Below are 23,954 nucleotides of genomic sequence, written 5' to 3' on the forward strand. Positions count from 1 at the left end.
ACGGTGTTGGCGATTCGCCGTGTGCGATCTCGCTTCGATGGAGAGACCTTAACAGGTGATTTATATATCTTTAAATCATATTTATTCATTTGGTTATGCGTTTAGGAGATATGCAAAACACTTTCTTCCGGGCAAAAAAACAGGCCGTGAAAACGGCCTGAAATTCCCCTGCTTTATGGATGCGGTTCTATCTGAATTCTGCGGCGCCTGTTAAGCCCAAAATGCTGCGGCTTACTTATTGGGCTGCGGCGTCAAACGCAGATACGGCTTCACCGCGCGATAACCCTTGGGAAAGCGTTTCTTGATTTCGTCTGGGTCCTGCAGCGAAGGCACGATCACCACTTCTTCACCGTCCTGCCAGTTGGCCGGGGTGGCCACCTTGTAATTGTCGGTAAGTTGCAGCGAGTCGATCACCCGCAGGATTTCATGGAAGTTACGGCCGGTGCTCGCCGGGTAAGTAATGGTCAGCTGAACCTTTTTGTTCGGGTCGATCACGAACAGCGAGCGCACGGTCAGGGTGTCGTTGGCGTTGGGGTGGATCAGGTCGTACAGGTCCGAGACCTTGCGGTCAGCGTCAGCCAGGATCGGGAAGTTGACGACGGTGTTCTGGGTTTCGTTGATGTCCTCGATCCACTTGTGGTGCGAGTCCACCGGGTCCACGGACAGCGCGATGGCCTTGACTCCGCGCTTGGTGAATTCGTCCTTGAGCTTGGCGGTGAAGCCCAGCTCGGTGGTGCACACCGGTGTGAAGTCCGCCGGGTGGGAGAACAGCACGCCCCAACTATCACCCAGCCATTCATGGAAATGGATGGTGCCGGCGCTGGAATCCTGCTCGAAATCGGGGGCGATGTCGCCGAGTCTGATGCTCATGGTGGGCTCCTGATGAGTGTGTTGTAGACCTCAACTGTAGCTCGTGTTTGGGATTTATTAAAAAGAATAAATATAGTGTTTATTAGATCGCAAATGAATATTAAAAATCTGTTCACTGGACCGGCAAAGCCATCGCGACGACTATCGCTTCCAAGGTTCGAGAAGGCCTTGAGTTGCTGCAAAGAAGGCGTTTCAGGACGGGATTACGGGGGTGACCCCGCCCTGAAAACGCAAAAGCCCCGCTCGGCGAAATGCCGGGCGGGGCTTTTTTTCAGCGGTTACGCGAGCGCTATTACAACAGCGGGATCGAGTAGCTGAGGATCAGGCGGTTTTCGTCCTGGTCGCGTTGACCTGGAACGTCGTTGCGCCACGAAGCGTTTTTCCACATCAGGCCCAGGTTCTTCAGCGGGCCTTCCGGTACGACGTAACCCACGGTCAGGTCGCGTTCCCACTCGGAACTGTCGGAACCGTTCTCGCGACCGTTGAGACCCACCGTGTCGATGTTGTCGCCACGCAGATAAACCACACCGGCGGTCAGGCCCGGTACGCCGACTTTGGCGAAGTCATACGAGTAGCGAGCTTGCCATGTACGTTCACCGGCACGGGCGAACTTGGCAATCTGCATGTCGGTAGTGATGTAAGCCGACGAGCCGTCGCCCTGGTTCAACCAAGGGAAATCGCTGTTACCGTTGCTGGCCTGATAGCCGCCGCCGAAGGTGTGACCGGCAACGGTGTACAGGAACAGGCCGCTGTACAGGTTGTTGTCGACCTTGCCTCTACCGTTGCTGAAACCAGTGTCATTACCAGTGGTGTAGTAAGACGAATCGTGACCGTTGGCACCGTCATCGGAGCTGTTGAAATAACGGAAGTCAGACTTCAACACGCCCGGACCGATTGCCCAGTTGTGCACCAGACCCAGGAAGTGCTGCTTGTAGAAATCTTCCAGGTTGCCGTAGTAGTACTGGGCAGTCAGGTCTTTGGTGATTTTGTAGTCACCGCCACCATAGATGAACTTGTTGCTGTCACGACCGGCTGCGGTGTGAGCGTTGGCACCCGCAATCGACAACTCTTCGTTGTTGCTGGAGTTACGGCCCTTGGCGTGCTCGATCTGACCACCAACCAGTGTCAGGTCCTTGATGTCGTTCGAAGTGATCTGGCCACCCTGGAAGGTTTGCGGCAGCAAACGACCGTCGTTGGTCACGATAACCGGCAGTTTTGGCTGCAGGGTGCCCAGCTTCAGTTCGGTCTGGGAGATCTTGGCTTTGGCAGTCAGACCCAGGCTGGAGAAGTTATCAACCGCTTCGCCGTTGGATTTGCTTGGGAAAACAGTGCCGCCGTACGAAGTTGCAGTTGCGCCGTTAGTACCGCCGCCGGAATCCAGACGCACGCCCAGCAGGCCGATAGCGTCGATACCGAAGCCGACGGTGCCTTGGGTGTAACCGGAAGTGAAGCGCAGATCGAAGCCTTGGCCCCATTCTTCGTTTTTGCTCTGAACGCCATTGCGCTTGTTGGCAGCGGTGTTGGCATCGTGGTCACGGTTATCCGTGTTGATGTAGAAGTTACGCAGCCCCAATGTAGCCTTGCTGTCTTCGATGAAACCGGCGGCGCTTGCCTGCTGCGCCAAAACCCCTACGGCCACAGCCAGGGCCAAGGTGGACTTGTTCATGTGTTTCGCTCCTATCGTTTCTAATTTTTTGGTCCTGAGTCGAATGCTCTGGATCCTGAAATGTGCAGATACCGCCAACCGCAATCTGCGCGTCACTCAATTGATGCGTCTAAGTCAAGGGACTAAGCGCGGTGAAGGGGTCGGCATGGTAAACGCAAATATATTTATTTCATGCTTTTTTATGCCGCACGGGAATAAAAATCGACATTTTAATCGCTGCTGGACACTACGTATCGGCCACGGCGGAATGCACTTTAGGGGTTTATTTTAAAAGCCAAAAAGAATAATAAATTACTAAGTAATACCAAATTAGAATATGAAAAAAAATGCAAAAAAAACCTCGCCAGACGGCGAGGCTTTTTTGCGAATCTTACTTGAAGGCGTAGGTGTAGTTGAAGATCAGACGGGTCTGGTCTTGGTCAACAAGGCCGGTGCCGTCGCCACGATAAGTACCGTGACGCAGCGTGGTGCCAAACCCTTTCAGCGCGCCCGTTTGAATCACGTAATCGATACGTGCGTCGGTTTCATGCTCGCTCAAGTCTTTACCGCTGCCGCTGGCAGCTTTGATGTCTTGACCACTCAGGTAACCAATCGAAGCTTTCAGGCCGGGTACGCCCAGCGAGGCGAAGTCATAGGAGTACTGACCGTACGTGGTGTTTTCACCGGCACGGATGAAGCTGCCCACAGTGGCGTCGGTAAACGAGTAGAAGCTGGCGCCGCCGCCGCCTTCAGGACGTCCGTTACCATCAACAACGTTACCTTGGTTCAAGAAGACAAAGCCGCCGTCATCGTTGACACGCTGATGCCCGAGCAGGAATGCGCTGCCACCCAGGGTGTAGGTGAACGTGGCGTTCCAGGTCTTGTTATCGACCTCGCCCTTGTTCTTGGCGTAGCCATTGTTGTTGTTGAACTGGTACCCGGCGCTGCCGTTGCCGTTCTTGCCGTCGGAGCTGCTGTCGAAATAACGCAGGTCAGTCTTGAACGACTGGTTCGGGGCGATTGGGTAAACGTGCACCAGGCCGAGGAAGTTCTGTTTATAGAAGTCTTCCAGGTTCGCGTAGTAGTACTGCAGCGTCAGGTCTTTGGTGACCTTCCAGTCAGCACCGGCGTAACGGAACTGGTTGCTGTCCTGAGTAGCGCCCGCCACAGACAGGCCAGTGGAGTTCGAGGAGGCGCGACCTGTCGCGTGCTCCAGTTGACCCAGGTTGAAGGTGACGTTGTCGATTTCCTTCGAGGTGATGGTGCCACCTTCAAAGGTTTGCGGCAGCACGCGGCTGTCGTTCGCGATCAGGATCGGCATGTTTGGCTGAAGAGCGCCACCCAGGTGGGCCTCGGTCTTGGAGAAGCGCGCCTTGACGTTGCCCGACAGACGGCTCCACTCATCCGACGCCGATTTGTCGCTATCGCTAGGATTGAAGGAGTTGCTGTCCGGGTGATGGCCCTTGCCACCGTCCAGATGGATACCGACCAGCGCCTGGGCATCGATACCGAAACCGACGACACCTTGGGTAAAGCCCGACAGGTAATCGAACTTCAGACCTTCAGCGGTTTCTCGCTGGCGGTTAGCTGGAGTCTTGGCGCCTTCACGGTTGTCGGCATCGAAATAATAGGTGCGCGAACTAACAGAAGCCTTGCTGTCTTCGATGAAACCGGCGGCGCCTGCCTGCTGCGCCAAAACCCCTACAGCCACGGCCAAGGCCAAGGTCGACTTGTTCATTGATTTACTCCTCTCGATTCTAATTCTTGTATTCCTGGCCCGGAGTCAATGCCCCAGATCCTAAGATGCGCGATTAGCGCCAGACCGTGACCCACAAGTCAATCGTAACCATGTGTGTCTACGACCATCGTCTAATCCCCGATTTTTGGTCCATGCAGGGTCATGAGTTCGTCATAAACCTGAAAAGAATGGCTGAATTCTTTTCTCATACCGTTTAGGAATTTAGCTCACCGTTAAGAACCCCCTCGGACTAGAGCGGCCAGCTCATAAGCTAATTACTAAATGGTATTTATTAGGCGTTTTTTAGATCGATTAGGTTTGGAAGCAATTCCGCAACAATTCCTATCGATAAGGCCTCCGCCATGACGACCAAGCGCGCACTATCCAACCCAATTGTTACAGTTTGTGTATCGGTATTATTTTCTTTTTCTGCCCATGCCGCGAACCTCACCGTGGGTTATCAAACCGGCATCGACCCCAGCAAAGTCCCGCAAGCCGATGGCATCTACGAAAAGACCATCGGAGAGAAAATCGACTGGCGTCGTTTCAACAGCGGCCCCGAAGTGGTGACGGCGATTGCCTCGGGTGATGTGCAGATCGGCAACCTCGGCTCAAGCCCGCTGGCCGCGGCCGCTTCGCGCAATTTGCCGATTGTCGCGTTCATCGTTTCCGCCCAGATCAACGCGGCCGAAGCCCTGGTCGTGCGCAACGGCAGCGGCATCGATAAACCGGAAGATCTGATCGGCAAGACCATCGCCACGCCGTTCGTTTCAACCTCGCATTACAGTTTGCTTGGCGCGCTGAAGCACTGGGGCCTGGACGCCTCGAAAGTCAAAGTGGTGAACCTGCAGCCGGCGGAAATTGCAGCCGCCTGGAAGCGTGGCGATATTGATGGCGCGTTTGTCTGGTCGCCTGCGCTGGGGGAAATTCGCAAGACCGGCAAGACCTTAACCGACGCCGCACAGGTCGGCCAATGGGGCGCACCGACCTTCGAAGTCTGGGTCGCACGCAAGGATTACGCCGAGAAGCATCCGGACGTCGTGGCCAAATTCGCCAAGGTCACCCTGGACTCCTTCGCCGATTACGCTGCACATAAAGAAAGCTGGACCGCTGATTCGGTACCGGTGCAGAAAATCGCCAAACTGACCGGTGCCAATGCCGCGGACGTGCCGGAACTGCTGGCCGGTTCGGCTTTCCCGGACGCCAAGGCACAACAGACCACTGCGCTGCTGGACGGCGGCACGGCGAAGGCCATTGGTGAGACGGCGAAGTTCTTGAAGGAGCAAGGCAAGGTAGAGACGGTGCTGCCGGATTATTCACCGTATGTCAGCGCGAAATTCGTCACCGAGTAACACACAAAAACTGCGGCGAGGGAGCTTGCTCCCGCTGGAGGCCGAAGGACTCCCAAACCCCGATAACGCAATTAATCAGTCATAACGCGTTCGCTGGTTTGGGGCCGCTTCGCAGCCCAGCGGGAGCAAGCTCCCTCGCCACAAAAGTCTGCGGTTACAGGGTTTTTTCGAAGATCTTCGAATTACGCTGATAGTTGTACAGCGACGCCCGAGCCGACGGCAGGCGCTCGACGCTACTCGGCACAAACCCGCGTTCACGGAACCAGTGCGCAGTCCGGGTGGTGAGGACGAACAGAGTCTTCAAACCCTGAGCCCGAGCGCGGGTTTCGATCCGCTCCAACAGCTCATCCCCACGACCACCGTGGCGGTACTCCGGGTTCACCGCCAGGCACGCCAGCTCTCCCGCATCCGAATCGGCAATCTGATACAGCGCCGCACACGCGATGATCATGCCTTCGCGCTCGACCACGCTGAACTGCTCGATCTCGCGCTCCAGCACTTCGCGCGAACGACGCACCAGAATCCCCTGCTCTTCCAGTGGGCTGATCAGGTCCAGCAAACCGCCGACGTCTTCAATCGCTGCTTCACGCACGACCTCGAATTGCTCCTGCGCCACCAGCGTACCGCCACCGTCACGGGTGAACAGTTCGGTCAGCAGTGCGCCGTCTTCGACGTAACTGACGATATGACTGCGCGCCACGCCGCCACGGCAAGCTTCAGCGGCGGCGTCCAGCAATTCACCCTGATAGTTATTGCCCAGACGCTGCAAATGCGCCGGCACTTGCTGCGGACGCAGTTCACGAACCAGACGACCGTTTTCATCGATCAAACCCAGGTCGGCGCCGAACAGCAGCAGTTTATCGGCCCCCAGATCAATGGCCGCGCGGGTCGCCACGTCTTCACACGCGAGGTTGAAAATCTCACCCGTCGGCGAGTAGCCCAACGGCGACAACAGCACGATGGAACGCTCGTCCAGCAGGCGATTGATGCCTTTGCGGTCAACCCGGCGTACTTCGCCGGTGTGGTGATAGTCGACGCCTTCGAGCACGCCGATCGGCCGTGCGGTCACCAGATTGCCGCCGGCCACCCGCAGACGCGAGCCCTGCATTGGTGACGAGGCCATGTCCATCGACAGGCGCGCTTCGATGGCAATGCGCAGCTGGCCGACCGCATCGATCACACATTCCAGGGTCGCAGCATCGGTGATGCGCATCCCGTGGTGGTAATGCGGGGTCAGGCCGCGCGCGGCCAGGCGGGTTTCGATTTGCGGACGGGAACCGTGAACCAGCACCAGTCGCACGCCGAGGCTGTGCAACAGCACCAGGTCGTGGACGATATTGCCGAAGTTCGGATGCTCCACACCGTCGCCGGGCAGCATGACGACGAAGGTGCAATCGCGGTGGGCGTTGATGTAAGGCGAAGCGTGACGAAGCCAATTAACGTATTCGGGCATGAACCTGGGCCTGTAATAAATAGCAGCCAAAAAATGGGCGAAACAGAAAACGCACAGCGGGCTGATGGTTATCGTCGGAACAGGCTTGGCGACACGCGCGCTCTCCTCATGAATACGGGTTTGAACACCGGCAATTTATACGACTTGGTGAACCTGTAGGAGCCGAGCTTGCTCGCGATAGCGGTGGGCCAGGCAACATTGATGTTGAATGTAATGCCGCCATCGCGAGCAAGCTCGGCTCCTACAGGGGCTGCGTTCAACTGCCTGGCATCGGCGTTTGGGCCGGCGTCAGGCAGTAATGTTCGATCAGCTGTCTTAATAGATGCACGGTAGGCTGCAAACGTGACATTTCGAGGTATTCCCCCGGTTGGTGCGCGCAGGCAATGTCGCCCGGGCCGAGCACCAGTGTTTCGCAGCCAAGACGCTGAAGATAAGGCGCTTCGGTGCCGAACGCCACTGCTTCGGCGCGATGACCGGTGAGCTTTTCCGCGATGCGGACCAACTCGGCGTCTTCGGCCTGCTCGAAGGGCGGCACTTCGGGGAACAGCGGCGCGTAATCGATCTTTACCTGATGGCGTTCGGCAACCGGGTTGAGTTTCTTCAGAATCTCCGCGCGCAACACCTTGGGGTCCATACCCGGCAGCGGACGCAGGTCGAATTCCAGCGAGCACTGGCCACAGATGCGGTTGGGGTTATCCCCGCCATGGATGCAGCCGAAGTTCATGGTCGGCACCGGTACGCCGAACTGCGGATTACGGTATTCGCGTTGCCACAGCAGACGCAAACCACGCAATTCGCCGATGGCATCGTGCATCGCTTCGAGGGCGCTGTGGCCAAGGCGCGGGTCCGAGGAATGGCCGCTCTGACCGAGGATGTCGATGCGCTCCATCATGATGCCTTTGTGCATGCGGATCGGCTTCAGTCCGGTCGGCTCGCCGATCACCGCCGCCCGGCCCAACGGGCGTCCTGCTTCGGCCAAGGCACGGGCACCGGACATCGAGCTTTCCTCATCGCAGGTGGCGAGGATCAGCAACGGCTGTTTGAACGGCTGGTCGAGCAAGGGCAGGACGGCTTCGATGGCCAAGGCGAAAAAGCCTTTCATGTCGCAACTGCCCAGACCGACCCAGCGGCCATCGACTTCGGTCAGCTTCAGCGGATCGGTCTGCCACAACGCGCCATCGAACGGCACGGTATCGCTATGCCCCGCCAGCACCAGACCACCAGGGCCGGAACCGAAACTGGCCAGCAGATTGAATTTGCCGGGGCTGACCTGCTGGATATCACAGGCAAAACCCAGGTCGCCGAGCCACGTCGCCAGCAAATCAATCACTGGGCGGTTGGATTGATCGAGGCTGGCCTGGGTACAACTGACCGACGGTGCGGCAATCAGCGCAGCGAACTGATCTTTCATGGACGGCAAAGGCATCGCTGACTCCAACTCGCGAATTGAAGTCCATCATAGAGCCATCCGGCGACAGGAATAAACCGTCGCGGCGCGTAGGGTGAACGAGTCCTGTACACTGCACGACCTTGGCAGCCACACATTCCCCCGGCTGCGCTCCCGATCCTGGATTTTCCGGCCATGCAGAAAGAAACCGAAATCAAACTCCGCGTCAGCCGCGAAACCCTCGCCGCCCTGCGCGAGCACCCGCTACTGAAAAAACGCAACAAAAGTGGCTGGGAACGCCGTGAACTGATGAACCAGTACTTCGACACGCCTGAGCGTGACCTGGCCCGCGCCAAGGTTGCCCTGCGCCTGCGTCGTGATGGCGAAGAAGTGATTCAAACCCTCAAGACCCGTGGACAAAGCGTCGCCGGTTTGTCCGAGCGTAACGAATACGACTGGAACCTGCCCAAAGCCAAGCTCGACGTGAAGAAACTCGACGGCGAATGCTGGCCTGAAGAGCTGGCCGAGCTGGACAAGAAAACCCTGAAGCCGATTTTCACCACCGACTTCGTGCGCGAACGCGCTGAAATCGCCTGGGGCCGTGGCAAAACCAAAGTGGTGATCGAAGCCGCGCTGGACCTGGGCCACGTCGTCGTCGGCAAGCAGAAAGAAGAAATCTGCGAACTGGAGCTGGAACTGCGCGAAGGCGAACCAGCCGCGCTGCTGGAACTGGCCGCCGAACTGGCTGCAACCCTGGCCTTGATGCCATGTGACATCAGCAAGGCCGAGCGCGGTTATCGTTTGTATGACGCCAACAGTTACTCGCTGAGCCTGGCGGCGCCGCAAATCACTGCCGAAACACCGCTGGACGACGCGTTCGCCGCGCTGAGCTGGCACTTGCTGAGCAGCAGCCAGCGTCTGGCCGAGCAGTATCGTTTCAACGGTCACTGGCGCCTGCTGCAGGACTGGGTCGAAAACCTCTCTGAATTGCGCGCGCTGCTGAGCAGCCTGGGCCAGGCCGCCCCGCGTCAGTCGACACACGACCTGCGCCTCGCGCTGGATGCGTTGCTCGAAGACTGGCGCCCACTGGTGCAAGCCGGTCAGGACGACGAAGACGTGCGTAAAGCTGCGCCGGAGCAGTTCCTCGAAGAACTCGAAGATCCGCGCTGGGGCCAGTTCTCGCTGAACACTTCGCGCTGGTTGCTGGCCCGCACCTGGGCTGCCGATCGCAACGTGCGTGGCAATCGCCAGGGCGCTGCGCAGTTGGGTAGCTGGTTGCCACGCCTGTTGGGTGAAGAAGCCACATCGCTGCAATTGCAGCGTTACCAGCAGCAGCCGGAAGATCTGGCCGAACAACTGCCGCGCATCGAGCGCATCCAGGCCTGGCTGCACCATGCCCGCCACGTGCTGGAGATCCCGGAAATGGATCGCCTGTACGGTGAGCTGAAGCAGCTGGCGCAACTGGCGAACGAGCCGATCACCGATGAATCGCTGGATGCGCGCAAGCAGCAGGCGATTGCGGTTTATCAGAATCGTGCCTGGAAGATGTTGCTGCGCATGTAAGACCGCCATCGCCAGCAGGCTGGCTCCCACAGTTGGAATGCGTTCCCCTGTGGGAGCTAGCCTGCTAGCGATGAGGCCAGCAAATTCACCCCAAAACTTCAGACCGGCAAACTCGTCGTCGACTTGATCTCCGACAACGCCACAATCGAGTTCACCTCCTGTATCCCCGGCACCATCGACAGCTTCTCAAAGAAAAACCGCTCATACGCCTCGATGTCCGCTGTCACAATCCGCAGCAAGAAATCCACCGACCCCATCAGCACATAACACTCCAGCACCTCGGGAAAACCGCGAATCGCCTCGGTGAATTCGGTGAAGTTCGAGCGCCCATGGGCGTTGAGTTTGACCTCGGCAAAAATCTGCGTGTTCAGCCCGATCTTCTTCCGGTCCAGCAGCGTCACCTGACCGCGAATAATCCCCTCCTCCTTCATCCGCTGAATCCGCCGCCAGCAGGGCGATTGCGAAAGCCCCACCTGTTCGGCGATCTGTGCGCTGGAGAGCGAAGCGTCCTCTTGCAGCAACGCGAGAATCTTGCGGTCGTAGCCATCCAGTTCGCTTTGCATAGAAAAACCTGTAATCGATGTTTTGTTGAATCGCACGATTCGATAGATCGCCAATAAGCCCCATCATAGATAAGAAATACCCGGCATCGAATGTAAAAATTCCTCCAGTGATTTTGGAGACCGATCATGCCGCACCTCGAAGCCGTGAACACCCCGCCCACCCGCGCCGATGTCTGGAACGTCAGCAATGCCCACTGCCGCGTCCACTATCAATTGCTCGCCGAAGCCGAGCCGGATCTGTTGTGCCGTGCGCTCAACCTGTTCGCGTTGCAATGCCTGACGCCGCAACAGGTCAACGTGCAACGCACGGACGATTGGCTGTCGCTCGACATCGTCATCGACGGGCTGAGCTGGCACCGAGCGCAAGTGATCGCGGAAAAATTACGTAACCTGATCAGCGTCTGTTCGGTTGAACTGCAAGTGGCTGATTCTGCGTGGGTTGAAGCGGCTCAGGCGACGGGCTGAAAAAACCCGATACGGCTTCGTCGGGTAGTGGCCCAACGGTCAGCAGGTCCACGACTATCCTTTGCGAACTGTTGTTCACGAGGAGCCCGCATGTCCGTACAACTTGCCATTCAGGACCGCTGGCTGGATCTCAATGATTTGCTGCGCGAACTGGTCGCCCAGGGCTTTATCAGCCAGGACTCGGCCGAGCACGCGCTCAACGCCCGCCGCCGTCACGCCGCCCATGGCCAGATGCACCCGCTGGAGTTCATCGCCACCCAGCAGCTGGACGATCTCAGTCGTCCCGGCAAACACCTTGACCTGGAAAGCCTGACCCTGTGGTTGTCGCAGCAGGCCGGCCAGCCCTACTTGCGCATCGACCCGCTGAAAATCAACGTCGCGGCCATTACGCCGCTGATGTCCTACGCCTTTGCCCAGCGCCACAAGATTCTCGCGGTGTCCATTGATCGCGACGCGGTGACCGTGGCCAGCGCCCAGCCTTACGTCAAAGGCTGGGAAGCCGACCTGACCCACGTTCTGAAGCTGCCCATCAAGCGCGTGGTGGCCAACCCGATAGACATTCAGCGCTTCAGCGTGGAGTTTTTCCGCCTGGCCAAATCGGTCAGCGGCGCGACCAACAACGATCAACAGACCAGCACCCTGGGCAACTTCGAACAACTGCTCAACCTCGGCGCCAGCGACCAGGAGCCGGACGCCAACGACGCGCACATCGTCAACATCGTCGACTGGTTGTTCCAGTACGCCTTCCAGCAGCGCGCCAGCGATATCCACATCGAACCCCGGCGCGAGCAAGGCACGGTGCGTTTTCGCATCGACGGCGTGTTGCACAACGTCTATCAATTTCCGCCGCAGGTGACCATGGCCATCGTCAGTCGCCTGAAGAGCCTGGGACGGATGAACGTCGCGGAAAAACGCAAACCCCAGGACGGCCGCGTGAAAACCAAAACCCCGGACGGTGGCGAAGTCGAGTTGCGGCTGTCGACGTTGCCGACGGCGTTTGGCGAAAAAATGGTCATGCGGATCTTCGACCCGGAAGTGCTGCTCAAGGACTTCGATCAGCTGGGCTTTTCCGCCGAAGATCTGCGCCGCTGGCAGGACATGACGAGTCAGCCCAACGGCATCATCCTGGTGACCGGTCCGACCGGTTCGGGCAAAACCACCACGCTCTACACCACCCTGAAGAAACTCGCGACGCCGGAGGTCAACCTCTGCACCATCGAAGACCCGATCGAGATGGTCGAGCCGGCGTTCAACCAGATGCAGGTCCAGCACAACATCGAACTGACCTTTGCCGCGGGCGTGCGCGCGCTGATGCGGCAGGACCCGGACATCATCATGATCGGCGAGATCCGCGATCTCGAAACCGCTGAAATGGCGATCCAGGCCGCGCTCACCGGTCACCTGGTGCTCTCGACACTCCACACTAACGACGCGCCCAGCGCCATCAGCCGACTGCTGGAACTCGGCGTGCCGCATTACCTGATCAAGGCCACGGTGCTCGGCGTCATGGCGCAGCGACTGGTCCGTACGTTGTGCCCGCACTGCAAGGCACCACTGACACTGAGTGAAGAAGACTGGCAAACCCTGACCAAACCCTGGCAGGCACCGTTGCCGGGCAATGCCCAGCGCGCCATCGGTTGCCTGGAATGCCGCGACACCGGCTATCGCGGCCGCGCCGGGGTCTACGAAATCATGCAGCTGACTGACGGCCTCAAAGCACTGATCAACCCTGACACCGATCTGCTGGCGATCCGGCGCCAGGCATTCAAGGAAGGCATGCGCAGTTTGCGGCTGTCGGGCGCACAGAAAATCGCCGCGGGATTGACCACGATTGAGGAGGTGCTGCGGGTGACGCCTCAAAGCGAGCAGAAATGAAACCTTTTATGTCTCCTGATGATACGAAGGCCGACTAACGGTTCTTATCCCTGAGCCGCGCCGCTACAATCCTGCGATCGCAACTTCAATGATTAACAGGGAATCGTTATGCAGATCGGTAGCGTGCTTTTACTTTTTGTCGGCCTGGTGGTCGCCATTCTGTTCATGGGCTTCAAGGTTGTGCCGCAGGGTTACCAATGGACGGTCGAACGGTTCGGCCGTTACACCAACACCCTCAAACCGGGTTTGAACATCATCATTCCAGTGATGGACCGTATCGGTCGCAAGATCAACGTCATGGAAAGTGTGCTGGATATTCCCCCTCAAGAGGTCATCACCGCGGACAACGCCACGGTGCAGATCGACGCCGTGTGCTTCTTCCAGGTGGTCAATACCGCCCAGGCGGCCTACGAGGTGAACAACCTCGAACACGCCATCCGCAACCTGCTGCAAACCAACATCCGTACCGTGCTCGGCTCCATGGAGCTGGACGCGATGCTCAGCCAGCGTGACGGGATCAACGAGAAACTGCTGCGCACCGTCGATGAAGCCACCGCGCCGTGGGGCATCAAGATCACCCGGATCGAGATCAAGGACATCAGCCCGCCAGCAGACCTGATGGCGGCGATGTCCGGGCAGATGAAAGCCGAGCGGATCAAGCGTGCGCAAATTCTCGAAGCCGAAGGCCTGCGTGCCGCGGCCATTCTGACCGCCGAAGGCAAGAAACAGGCGCAAATCCTCGAGGCAGAAGGGGGTCGTCAGGCCGCATTCCTCGAAGCCGAAGCCCGTGAGCGCCAGGCCGAAGCCGAAGCCCAGGCGACCAAAGTGGTGTCCGAGGCCATCGCCGGCGGCAACGTGCAGGCAGTCAACTATTTCGTCGCGCAGAAGTACATCGATGCGCTGGGCAAACTGGCCTCGGCCAACAACAGCAAAGTCATCCTGATGCCACTGGAAGCCAGTTCGATGATCGGTGCAGTCGGCGGCATCGGCGAGATCGTCAAGGCCACGTTCGATAACAAGAAAGCCTGAGGCGCGTTATGTGGGCATTCCTGCAGCATTTATCGTTCTGGGACTGGCTGGCATTAGGCACCGTGCTGCTGATTCTCGAAGTGTTTGGCGCTGGCGGCTATCTGCTGTGGATCGGCATGGCGGCTGCCGCCGTTGGCGTGCTGACGTTTGTCGTCCCCGACCTGTCGTGGGAACTGCAGTTCCTGCTGTTCGGCCTGCTCTCGATCGCCACCGCCCTGTATTGGTGGCGACGCCAGCGCAGCGCGGTGCGCCAGAGTGACGAGCCGAACCTCAACCTGCGTGGTCAGGAACTGATCGGCAAAACCTTTGTGGTGCATGAAGCCATTGTCGACGGTCGCGGGAAAATCAAAGTAGCCGATGGTGTGTGGATGGCCCGTGGCCCGGACGCAGTAACCGGTAGCCGCGTTCGGGTAACCGGACAGCAAGGGGCCATTTTGCTGGTGGAACCCGCTGAATGACCGGTGATGGAACTCGGCTGGGTACTTGGCAATCAAACGCCGTAGTTAACCCAGTGGAGTCACCCATCATGCGTCTCAAACTTGCTGTCGCTACCGTTGCCCTGTTGTCACTTCCGATTGGTTCGGCAATGGCCGACGGTTTTTGGCGTGACGTCATCTCGTCCGGTGCCACCACCGGTTCGACCTACCTGACGTTCAAGGATCACAAGCTGATCATTGCCGCGCAGGACGATGCCGGCAGTTTTGTTGCCAGTGACGGCGGCATTCGTGGCCCGTATCTGGAAGCTGCGATGCAGAAAGTCCGCGCCGACAACCCTGGCCTGCAGGCCACGGACATGGAATTGGCGAATGCGATCCTGGCGAAGAATGCCATCGCTTCCGAGTAAGCTTTTCAGCTGAACAAAAATGCCGCTCAACTGAGCGGCATTTTTTATGACCAACACAAAACCCCTTGTAGGAGCGAGGCTTGCCCGCGAAGGCGTCGGGTCAGTCGACATAAGTGTTGAATGTTAAGCCGCTTTCGCGGGCAAGCCTCGCTCCTAAAGGGCCATGTGTTTCAGCGGTAGTCGTCAACCGGGACGCAGGCGCAAAACAGGTTCCGATCCCCGTAAACGTTATCCACCCGATTCACCACCGGCCAATACTTGTGCGCCTTGGTGTGCGCATCGGGCGTCACCGCTTGTTCAATACTGTACGGCCGCTCCCAAACCCCGGTGATGTCGGCCAGTGTGTGCGGCGACCGTTTCAACGGATTGTCTTCAGCCGGCCAGTTGCCGTTCTGCACCTCGGTGATTTCTGCGCGAATGCTCAGCATCGCCCCGATAAAGCGATCGAGCTCAGCTTTTGATTCACTTTCGGTCGGCTCGACCATCAAGGTCCCCGGCACCGGAAACGACATGGTCGGCGCATGGAAGCCATAGTCCATCAGGCGCTTGGCCACGTCCTCTTCGCTGATGCCGGTCAGTGCCTTGAGTGGCCGCAGGTCGAGAATGCATTCGTGTGCCACCCGCTCGTTGCGCCCGGTGTAGAGCACCGGGAATGCACCGGACAAATGTTGCGCCAGGTAATTCGCCGCGAGGATCGCCACCTCGCTGGCGTCTGCCAGTTGCGGGCCCATCATGGCGATGTACATCCAGCTGATCGGCAGAATGCTCGCGCTGCCCCAGGGCGCCGCGCTGACTGCACCGTTCTGCGGCAACGGACCTTCAATCGCCACCACCGGGTGATTGGCCACGAACGGCGCCAGGTGCGCCCGCACACCAATCGGCCCCATGCCCGGCCCGCCACCGCCGTGGGGAATGCAGAAGGTCTTGTGCAGATTCATGTGGGAAACGTCGGCACCAATGTCCGCCGGACGCGCCAACCCGACTTGCGCATTGAGGTTGGCGCCATCCATGTACACCTGGCCGCCATGGCTGTGGATAACTTCACAGATCTCACTGATGCCTTCCTCGTACACGCCGTGAGTCGATGGGTACGTCGCCATCAGGCAGGCGAGCTTGTCGCCGGCCTCGGCAGCCTTGCCTTTCAGGTCCTCCAGATCGACGTTGCCTGCCTCGTCACACTCGACGATGACCACGCGCATTCCGGCCATTTGCGCCGAGGCCGGGTTGGTGCCGTGGGCCGAGGACGGGATCAGGCAGATATCCCGCGCACCTTCATGACGGCTCTCGTGGTATTTGCGGATCGCCAGCAACCCGGCGTATTCGCCTTGGGCGCCGGAATTGGGCTGCATGCAGATCGCATCGAAACCGGTGATCGCGCAGAGCCAGCGCTCCAGCTCTTCGATCATCAGCGCATAACCGGTCGCCTGCTCTTTCGGCACAAACGGATGCAGATTGGCGAACTGCGGCCAGGTGATCGGAATCATCTCGCTGGTGGCGTTGAGTTTCATGGTGCAGGAGCCCAGCGGGATCATGGACTGGTTGAGGGCGAGGTCCTTGTTTTCGAGCTGCTTGAGGTAACGCAGCATCTCGGTTTCGCTGTGATGTGCGCTGAATACCGGGTGACGCAGGTAAGGCGAAGATCGTTGCAGTCCGCCGGGGATGCCGGAAGGAAGCGTTTCAGCGTCCAGGTCGTCGACATTCAGTCCATGATCGGCGCCGAGAAATACATCGAACAACTTGGCAACGGTGGACTCGTCGGACGTTTCGTCGAGGCTCAGCCCCAACTGACCGCGTCCGAGAATGCGCAAATTGATTTGCGCGGCCTGGGCGCTTTCGATGATCGCCGTCTGAGCGCCGCCCACCTCCAGCGTAAGCGTGTCGAAAAAGTGTTTGTTGAGGCGGGATATGCCGTGGCGTTCCAGGCCCGCCGCGAGGATGCACGTCAGTCGATGAACCCGCTGGGCAATGCGTTTCAGCCCTTCCGGCCCGTGATAGACCGCATAGAAACTGGCGATGTTGGCCAGCAGCACTTGGGCGGTGCAGATGTTCGAATTGGCCTTCTCCCGACGAATGTGTTGCTCGCGGGTCTGCAGGGCCATGCGCAAAGCGGTGTTTCCGCGAGCATCTTTGGATACGCCGATGATCCGTCCGGGAATCGCCCGTTTGTATTCATCGCGACTGGCAAAAAACGCCGCGTGGGGCCCGCCGTAGCCCATGGGCACGCCGAATCGCTGGGATGAGCCAAACACCACATCGGCGCCCAACTCTCCCGGCGGCGTCAGCAACAACAGGCTCAGCAGATCGGTGGCGACGCAAGCCAATGCTTGCTGGGCATGCAGGTGATCGATCAACGGACGCAGATCACGAATCTCGCCATGGGTATCGGGGTATTGCAGCAGCGCGCCGAATACCTGGTGCTGTTTCAAGTTATCCACAGCGTCGATGATCAGCTCGAAGCCGAAACCTTCGGCTCGGGTCTGCACCACGGAAATGGTCTGCGGATGACAATTCTCATCCACAAAAAACAGATGGCTCCTGGACTTGGCGACACGCTTGGCCAGGGCCATGGCTTCCGCCGCCGCCGTGGCTTCATCCAGCAGCGAGGCGTTGGCCAGCTCCAGGCCGGTCAGGTCGATGGTCAATTGCTGGAAATTCAGCAAGGCTTCGAGTCGGCCTTGGGCAATTTCTGGTTGATACGGCGTGTAAGCGGTGTACCAACCGGGATTTTCCAGCACGTTGCGCAGGATAACGGCTGGCGTGATCGTGCCGTGGTAACCCATGCCGATCAGGCTGGTCCAGACCTGGTTCTGCTCGGCGTAACCGCGCAGTTTGGCCAGCGCGGCTTCTTCGTCGAGGGCGGGCGGCAGGTCGAGTGCGCGGTTGAGGCGGATCCCCGGCGGCACCGTCTGCTCGATCAGCTCGACACGGCTGCCAACGCCGAGGCTGTCGAGCATCGCCTGCTGCTCGGCGGCATCGGGCCCGAGGTGGCGGCGAAGGAAGGCATTGGGGTCGCGTAACTGGCTCAAGGACGGCAACTGGGACATGACGGGCTCTCTCTTGACTGGCGCTCAGCGTCGATGCAACACGGTCAAACCAGCATAGCAGCCGCTGCCAACAGCGAATCTCTGTGGGAGTTTGACTCCCACAAGGGGAAATCCGTCAGGCAATAAAAAGCCCCGACAGGTCGGGGCTTTGGGTGACGCTGAACGCTTACTCGCCGATGGCGGCTTTGTAGCCCGCTGCATCGAGCAGCTTGTCCAGATCGCCAGTGTTGCTTGGCTTCAGTTTGAAGATCCAGGCACCGTACGGGTCGGAGTTGAGCAGTTCCGGATTAGCGCTCAGTTCTTCGTTGATCGCAATCACTTCACCGGCAACCGGGGAGTAGATATCGGACGCGGCTTTGACCGACTCAACCACGCCGGATTGATCACCGGCAGCGAAGACGGTTCCGACTTCGGTCAGCTCGACGAACACCACATCGCCCAAGGCTTCCTGAGCATGATCGCTGATGCCCACGGTGACGGTACCATCAGCTTCCAGACGCGCCCATTCGTGACTTTCGGCAAAACGCAGGTCGGCAGGGATATCGCTCATGTTCTGTGTCCTCAAGAAAATTGTCAGCGGTCGTTGCCCGCCAGAAAAGGTTAGATCAAGGTTTTGCCATGGCGTACGAAGGTCGGTTTGACCACTCGGACCGGGTACCATTTGCCACGGATTTCCACTTCTGCGCGGTCGGCAGTCGCCATCGGCACGCGCGCCAGTGCAATCGACTTGCTAAGCGTAGGAGAGAAACTACCACTGGTGATCTCCCCTTCGCCAACATTGGCGATGCGGACCACTTGATGAGCGCGTAAAACCCCGCGCTCCTCAAGGACCAGACCGACCAGTTTGTGCTGTACGCCACCGGCCCGTTCGGCTTCCAGGGCAGCACGGCCGATGAACTGACGAGTGGTCGGTTCCCAGGCAATGCTCCAGGCCATATTAGAGGCCAGCGGCGAAACGTCTTGATGAATGTCCTGACCGTAGAGGTTCATGCCGGCTTCGACACGCAAGGTATCCCGCGCCCCGAGCCCGATCGGCGAAATGCCCGCGCCCACCAGATCATTGAAGAAGCCCGGCGCCTGATCGGCCGGCAGAATGATTTCCAGACCATCCTCACCGGTGTAACCGGTGCGCGCGATGAACCAGTCACCGTCGGGCTGGCCTTCGAACGGCTTGAGTAGCTGGATCAGGTTGCCGCGAGACTGGGTGACCAGTTCGGAGATTTTGTGTCGGGCTTGCGGGCCTTGAATGGCCAGCATCGCCAGCTCGGAACGCTCGTTGAGCTGCACATTGAAGCCACCGAGATGCGCCTGCATCCACGCCAGGTCCTGATCGCGGGTGGAGGCGTTGACCACCAGGCGATAACCATCGTCGAGGCGATAGACGATCATGTCGTCGACGATACCGCCGTGCTCGTTGAGCATGGCGCTGTACAAGGCACGGCCGGGGCTGTGCAGGCGCTCGACGTCATTGGCCAGCAAATGCTGGAGCCAGGCCTTGGCCTGCCCGCCGCTGACATCGATCACGGTCATGTGGGATACATCGAAAACCCCGCAATCGCGGCGCACCTGATGGTGTTCCTCGACCTGCGAACCGTAATGCAGAGGCATATCCCAACCGCCAAAATCGACCATCTTCGCGCCGAGGGCGAGATGAAGGTCATACAGAGGCGTACGCTGTCCCATGGGTTTCTCCTTCCGGGCGTGGCGAGGGTGCGGGCCGGTGCTGCACGGGGTGAAAGCCTTGAAATAGAAGGCTTTCAGCCGATTTCAGCTACCAGGTCTGTAGGACGGACCGCACCGAATGCCGCGCATTGTAGCCTCAAGGTGTAGGACTGACACCTAGGTGTTTCGATGCGCCGAACGTCGAATCAATCCGATGACCGGTAATAACCCGACCAGAACCAGAGTCAACGCCGGCAACGACGCCCTCGCCCACTCGCCTTCGCTGGTCATTTCAAAGATACGCACGGCCAGCGTGTCCCAGCCAAACGGGCGCATCAGCAGGGTTGCGGGCATTTCCTTGAGCACGTCGACGAACACCAACAGTCCAGCACTCAATGTGCCGGGCAGCAGTAACGGCAGATACACTTTGAAAAACAGTCGTGGCCCACTGACCCCAAGACTACGTGCTGCTTCGGGCAAAGATGGCCGTATTCGCGCCAAACTACTTTCCAGCGGCCCATAAGCCACCGCGATGAAACGCACCAGATAGGCCAGCAACAAGGCCGACAGACTGCCCAACAGCAACGGTTTTCCGGCTCCGCCCAACCATCCCGACAGCGGAATCACCAGCTCGCGATCCAGATAACTGAAGGCCAGCATGATCGACACCGCCAGCACCGAACCCGGCAACGCATAGCCGAGGTTGGCCAGGCTGACACCGGAACGAATCGCCCGGGTCGGCGCCAGGCGCCGGGCAAACGCCAGCACCAGCGCAACGCTGACAGTGATCAACGCCGCCATGCCGCCCAGATACAGCGTATGAACAATAAGCCCCGTGTATCGCTCATCCAGATCGAAACGCCCGCGCTGCCAGAACCACACCACCAGTTGCAGCACCGGAATGACGAAGGCGCAGGCAAACACCAGCCCGCACCAACTCATTGCCGCCAACGCCTTGAAACCGCGCAGGTGATACAACGCCTTGACCCGCGGCCGCTCATTGCTCGCCCGATTGGCGCCACGTGCACGGCGCTCGCCGTACAGCACGACCATCACCACCAACAGCAACAGACTGGCCAGTTGCGCGGCGGTGGAAAGGCTGAAGAAGCCATACCAGGTTTTGTAGATGGCGGTCGTGAATGTGTCGAAATTGAACACCGACACGGCACCGAAATCCGCCAGTGTTTCCATCAGTGCCAACGCCACGCCAGCACCAATGGCCGGCCGCGCCATCGGCAAGGCGACTCGCCAGAACGCCTGCCACGGCGACTGCCCCAGGACTCGCGCCGCTTCCATCAGGCCTTTGCCCTGCGCCAGGAACGCGGTACGTGCCAACAGGTAAACGTAGGGATAGAAGACCAGCACCAGAACGAGGATGACACCGCCCGTGGAGCGCACCCGTGGCAGCCTCAGGCCGGTGCCAAACCATTCGCGCATCAGGGTTTGCACGGGGCCGGCGAAATCCAGCAGGCCGACGAAAACGAAAGCCAGCACGTAGGCGGGAATGGCGAACGGCAGCATCAACGCCCAATCCAGCCAGCGTCGACCGGGAAATTCGCAGAGGCTGGTGAGCCAGGCGAGGCTGACGCCCAGCAGTGTTACACCGACACCGACGCCGAGCACCAGGGTCAGCGTGTTGCCCAGTAGCCGCGGCATCTGGGTGTCCCAGAGGTGCGACCAGATTTGATGATCGATGGTTTGCCAGGAGAGCAGCAGAACGCTGAGGGGCAGAAGGACCAGCGCGGCGATGGCGAAGACCAGGGGATACCAGCGGCGTTGGGCAGGGTGGGCCAAGGAAATTCTCTAGAAAATGTGGGAGCGGACGCAGTGCTACGCACGCTCCATTCTGTGGCGAGGGAGCTTGCTCCCGCTCGGCTGCGAAGCAGCCGCAGAGGTTATCAGATCAGCTCAATCATGACCCATCGCGGGGGCTGCTTCGCAGCCAAGCGGGAGCAGCTCCTCGCCACAGGCGCTCCCTCCCAACCTAGTGGAGTCAGTTCCAGCCAGCCCGATCCATCATGCGAATCGCTTCGGCCTGACGTTTACCGGCGACTTCCACCGGCAATGTATCGGCGACGAACTTGCCCCAGGCGGCGACTTCCGCGGACGGCGGTACCGCAGGGTTGGCCGGGAATTCCTGGTTCACGTCGGCAAAGATCTTCTGCGCCTCTGGCGTGGTCATCCACTCCACCAACGCCTTGGCGGCTTCCGGATGCGGCGCGTGCTTGGTCAGGCCGACGCCCGACAGGTTCACATGCACGCCACGATCACCCTGGTTCGGCCAGAACAGCTTCACCGCCAGGTCAGGCTTCTGCTTGTGCAGGCGGCCGTAGTAGTAAGTGTTGACGATGCCGACGTCGCATTGGCCGGCGTTGATGGCTTCCAATACCGCGACATCATCGGAGAACACGTCGGTGGACAGGTTGTTGACCCAGCCCTTGAGGATCTTCTCGGTTTTGTCGGCACCATGCACTTCGATCATGGTGGCAGTCAGGGACTGGTTGTAGACCTTCTTCGCCGTGCGCAGGCACAGGCGCCCTTCCCAGTTCTTGTCGGCCAGACCTTCGTAAGTGGTCAACTCGCCCGGCTTCACCCGGTCCGTGGAGTAAGCGATGGTTCGCGCCCGCAGGCTCAGTCCGGTCCAGGCATGGGAAGCCGCGCGGTATTGCAGCGGGATGTTGGCGTCGATGGTTTTCGAGGTAAAGGGCTGCAGGATGCCCATCTGCTCCGCTTGCCACAGGTTGCCGGCATCGACGGTCAGCAGCAGGTCGGCGGTGGCGCTCTCGCCCTCGGCCTTGATGCGCTGCATCAGCGGCGCTTCCTTGTCGGTGATGAACTTCACCTGCACACCGGTTTTCGCGGTGTAGGCATCGAACACCGGTTTGATCAGCTCGTCGATACGCGAGGAGTAAACCACCACCTCGTCAGCGGCCTGGGCGGCAGTGCTGCCAATCAGGGTCAGGGCGAGTGCGGTCAGTAGACGCTTCGGTGCCAACATGGGAGCGATCTCTCGATTTGAAAAAGTGAGCCAAATGATAAGGACTCACATTTAGGTTCTCAATCGATCAGTTTGCGGAGGAGTTACCAGATGTTGCACAGTTTGAAATGTGTGGTGGATGTGCCGACGCCTTCGCGGGCAAGCCTCGCTCCTACAGGTTTTGTGTCGCTCGCAGATGTGACAACCGACTCAATACCTGTAGGAGCTTGGCTTGCCCGCGAAGAGGCCATCAGCATCAATAAAGCTGTCAGGCCTTGGCAAGCGCCGGCAAATCCCCGATCAACCCCAGCGCCTCACGCACAAACAACGCCTTGGCCTCCGGCATCTGATCAACCATCTTCAACCCGGCATTACGCAACCAGCGCACCGGCAACGGATCCGCCTGGAACAACCGCTCGAAGCCTTCCATCGCCGCCATCAACGCCAAATTGTGCGGCATGCGTCGACGCTCGTAGCGGCTCAACACTTTCACATCCGCCAGCCGCTCACCCCGTTCAGCCGCCTGCAGCAGCACTTCGGCGAGCACGGCAGCATCGAGGAAACCGAGGTTCACGCCCTGCCCGGCCAACGGGTGAATGGTGTGTGCCGCATCGCCGATCAGTGCCAGGCCTTCAGCCACGTAGCGCTTTGCATGGCGCTGACGCAGCGGCACGCACAGACGCGGATCGGCGCTGAGCACCGAACCCAAACGGCCCTCAAAGGCTTGCTCCAACTCGCGACAGAAGCCTTCATCCTCCAGCGCCATCAAGCGTTTGGCCTCACTCGGCGTGGTCGACCAGACGATCGAACACCAATCCTGCTGACCGTCTCGCTCCAGCGGCAGAAACGCCAATGGACCATGATCGGTGAACCGCTGCCAGGCCGTCATTTGATGAGATTGTGAACTGCGCACGCTGGTGACGATGGCGTGGTGCAGATAATCCCACTCGCGCGTGGCCACGCCGGTCAGGCGCCGCACCGCCGAGTTGGCACCGTCCGCTGCGATCACCAACGGCGCACGCAAGGTCCGGCCATCGGCCAGGGTCAGCAGCCAATCGTCGCCGGAGCGGCGCATCTGCTCCAGACGCGCATTGGCCAGCATTCCCAGGTCACAGTCGTGCAAGCGGTCGAGCAAGGCGTCCTGAACCACGCGGTTCTCGACGATATGCCCGAGCACGTCGGCGTGAACGCTGGTGGCCGAGAAGTGGATCTGCCCGGTGCCGCTGCCATCCCACACGTGCATGTCGGTATACGGACTGCTGCGCCGGTTGGCGATGCCATCCCAGACCCCCAGCCGCTCGAGAATCCGCTGGCTGGCAGCCGACAAGGCGCTCACTCGCGGTTCGAACGGCGCCTGCCCGTCGAAGGGTTTGACGCTCATCGGGCTGCCGTCCAGCAGCAGGACTTCCAGCCCGCTGTTCTGTAACGCCAGCGCCAGGGTGCTGCCGACCATTCCGGCCCCGACAATCAGCAGATCTGCGCGCATT

The 23,954-nt window shown here is 59.4% G+C and carries 19 protein-coding genes; 7 read left to right on the forward strand and 12 right to left on the reverse strand.

What is annotated here, in order from left to right; all coding sequences use genetic code 11:
- Positions 1-231: 231 nt before the first annotated feature.
- The 3 genes from KJF94_RS25180 to KJF94_RS25190 form a co-directional block, all read right to left on the reverse strand.
- On the reverse strand, positions 232-870 hold the full coding sequence (locus KJF94_RS25180; RefSeq protein ID WP_214379643.1) for a peroxiredoxin: 639 nt from the start codon (positions 868-870) through the stop codon (positions 232-234).
- Between the two features lie 292 nt (positions 871-1,162).
- A complete protein-coding gene (locus KJF94_RS25185; RefSeq protein WP_214379645.1) occupies positions 1,163-2,536 on the reverse strand; it encodes an OprD family porin in 1,374 nt (457 codons plus the stop codon).
- A gap of 370 nt (positions 2,537-2,906) precedes the next feature.
- Complete coding sequence (locus KJF94_RS25190) at positions 2,907-4,253, reverse strand: OprD family outer membrane porin (protein WP_214379646.1); 1,347 nt, start codon at positions 4,251-4,253, stop codon at positions 2,907-2,909.
- Between the two features lie 362 nt (positions 4,254-4,615).
- Between KJF94_RS25190 and tauA the strand changes: the two genes are divergently transcribed.
- Positions 4,616-5,605, forward strand: coding sequence for a taurine ABC transporter substrate-binding protein (tauA, locus tag KJF94_RS25195; protein ID WP_214379648.1), 990 nt, complete (start codon positions 4,616-4,618; stop codon positions 5,603-5,605).
- 154 nt (positions 5,606-5,759) lie between these two features.
- Here the strand turns inward: tauA and argA are convergent, their stop codons facing one another.
- Positions 5,760-7,058 carry an amino-acid N-acetyltransferase gene (argA, locus tag KJF94_RS25200; protein ID WP_214379650.1) on the reverse strand — a complete coding sequence of 433 codons (1,299 nt, stop codon included), beginning with the start codon at positions 7,056-7,058 and terminating at the stop codon, positions 5,760-5,762.
- Positions 7,059-7,314: 256 nt separating this feature from the next.
- Positions 7,315-8,484, reverse strand: coding sequence for an acetylornithine deacetylase (gene argE, locus KJF94_RS25205; RefSeq protein WP_214379652.1), 1,170 nt, complete (start codon positions 8,482-8,484; stop codon positions 7,315-7,317).
- Between the two features lie 156 nt (positions 8,485-8,640).
- Between argE and KJF94_RS25210 the strand changes: the two genes are divergently transcribed.
- Complete coding sequence (locus KJF94_RS25210) at positions 8,641-10,008, forward strand: CYTH domain-containing protein (RefSeq protein ID WP_214379654.1); 1,368 nt, start codon at positions 8,641-8,643, stop codon at positions 10,006-10,008.
- 98 nt (positions 10,009-10,106) lie between these two features.
- On the opposite strand, the gene KJF94_RS25215 is transcribed toward KJF94_RS25210, so the two are convergent.
- Positions 10,107-10,571 (reverse strand): Lrp/AsnC family transcriptional regulator, encoded by a 465-nt coding sequence (locus tag KJF94_RS25215; RefSeq protein ID WP_008024235.1) that lies wholly within the window; start codon positions 10,569-10,571, stop codon positions 10,107-10,109.
- 126 nt (positions 10,572-10,697) lie between these two features.
- On the opposite strand from KJF94_RS25215, the gene KJF94_RS25220 reads away from it, so the two are divergent.
- The 5 genes from KJF94_RS25220 to KJF94_RS25240 all read left to right on the forward strand — a co-directional run bounded on the left by KJF94_RS25220 (position 10,698) and on the right by KJF94_RS25240 (position 14,784).
- Entirely contained in the window at positions 10,698-11,036 is a 339-nt protein-coding gene (locus KJF94_RS25220; RefSeq protein WP_214379656.1) for a hypothetical protein, read from the forward strand.
- Positions 11,037-11,126: 90 nt separating this feature from the next.
- Complete coding sequence (tfpB, locus tag KJF94_RS25225; RefSeq protein WP_214379658.1) at positions 11,127-12,911, forward strand: type IV pilus assembly ATPase TfpB; 1,785 nt, start codon at positions 11,127-11,129, stop codon at positions 12,909-12,911.
- 108 nt (positions 12,912-13,019) lie between these two features.
- Positions 13,020-13,940: an SPFH domain-containing protein gene (locus KJF94_RS25230; protein WP_008150402.1), complete on the forward strand. Its 921-nt coding sequence runs from the start codon at positions 13,020-13,022 to the stop codon at positions 13,938-13,940.
- Between the two features lie 8 nt (positions 13,941-13,948).
- Positions 13,949-14,398, forward strand: a complete 450-nt coding sequence (locus KJF94_RS25235) for an NfeD family protein (RefSeq protein ID WP_214379660.1) — start codon at positions 13,949-13,951, stop codon at positions 14,396-14,398.
- Between the two features lie 68 nt (positions 14,399-14,466).
- A complete protein-coding gene (locus KJF94_RS25240) occupies positions 14,467-14,784 on the forward strand; it encodes a DUF2388 domain-containing protein (RefSeq protein ID WP_214379662.1) in 318 nt (105 codons plus the stop codon).
- Positions 14,785-14,954: 170 nt separating this feature from the next.
- Here KJF94_RS25240 and gcvP read toward each other — a convergent pair whose 3' ends face one another.
- The 6 genes from gcvP to KJF94_RS25270 form a co-directional block, all read right to left on the reverse strand.
- A complete protein-coding gene (gene gcvP / locus KJF94_RS25245) occupies positions 14,955-17,828 on the reverse strand; it encodes an aminomethyl-transferring glycine dehydrogenase (protein WP_214379664.1) in 2,874 nt (957 codons plus the stop codon).
- A 166-nt stretch (positions 17,829-17,994) separates the two neighbouring features.
- The gene (gcvH, locus tag KJF94_RS25250; protein WP_214379666.1) at positions 17,995-18,378 is read right to left on the reverse strand and encodes a glycine cleavage system protein GcvH; all 384 of its coding nucleotides are present in this window, start codon (positions 18,376-18,378) and stop codon (positions 17,995-17,997) included.
- A 50-nt stretch (positions 18,379-18,428) separates the two neighbouring features.
- Complete coding sequence (gene gcvT / locus KJF94_RS25255; RefSeq protein WP_214379668.1) at positions 18,429-19,511, reverse strand: glycine cleavage system aminomethyltransferase GcvT; 1,083 nt, start codon at positions 19,509-19,511, stop codon at positions 18,429-18,431.
- A 156-nt stretch (positions 19,512-19,667) separates the two neighbouring features.
- Positions 19,668-21,284, reverse strand: coding sequence for an ABC transporter permease (locus tag KJF94_RS25260; RefSeq protein ID WP_214379670.1), 1,617 nt, complete (start codon positions 21,282-21,284; stop codon positions 19,668-19,670).
- Positions 21,285-21,483: 199 nt separating this feature from the next.
- On the reverse strand, positions 21,484-22,488 hold the full coding sequence (locus KJF94_RS25265) for an extracellular solute-binding protein (protein WP_214379672.1): 1,005 nt from the start codon (positions 22,486-22,488) through the stop codon (positions 21,484-21,486).
- Positions 22,489-22,735: 247 nt separating this feature from the next.
- On the reverse strand, positions 22,736-23,953 hold the full coding sequence (locus KJF94_RS25270; protein ID WP_214384955.1) for a 2-octaprenyl-3-methyl-6-methoxy-1,4-benzoquinol hydroxylase: 1,218 nt from the start codon (positions 23,951-23,953) through the stop codon (positions 22,736-22,738).
- Between the last annotated feature and the right edge of the window lies 1 nt (position 23,954).

The organism is Pseudomonas hormoni (genome assembly GCF_018502625.1).
In the GTDB taxonomy this organism is placed as follows: domain Bacteria; phylum Pseudomonadota; class Gammaproteobacteria; order Pseudomonadales; family Pseudomonadaceae; genus Aquipseudomonas; species Aquipseudomonas hormoni.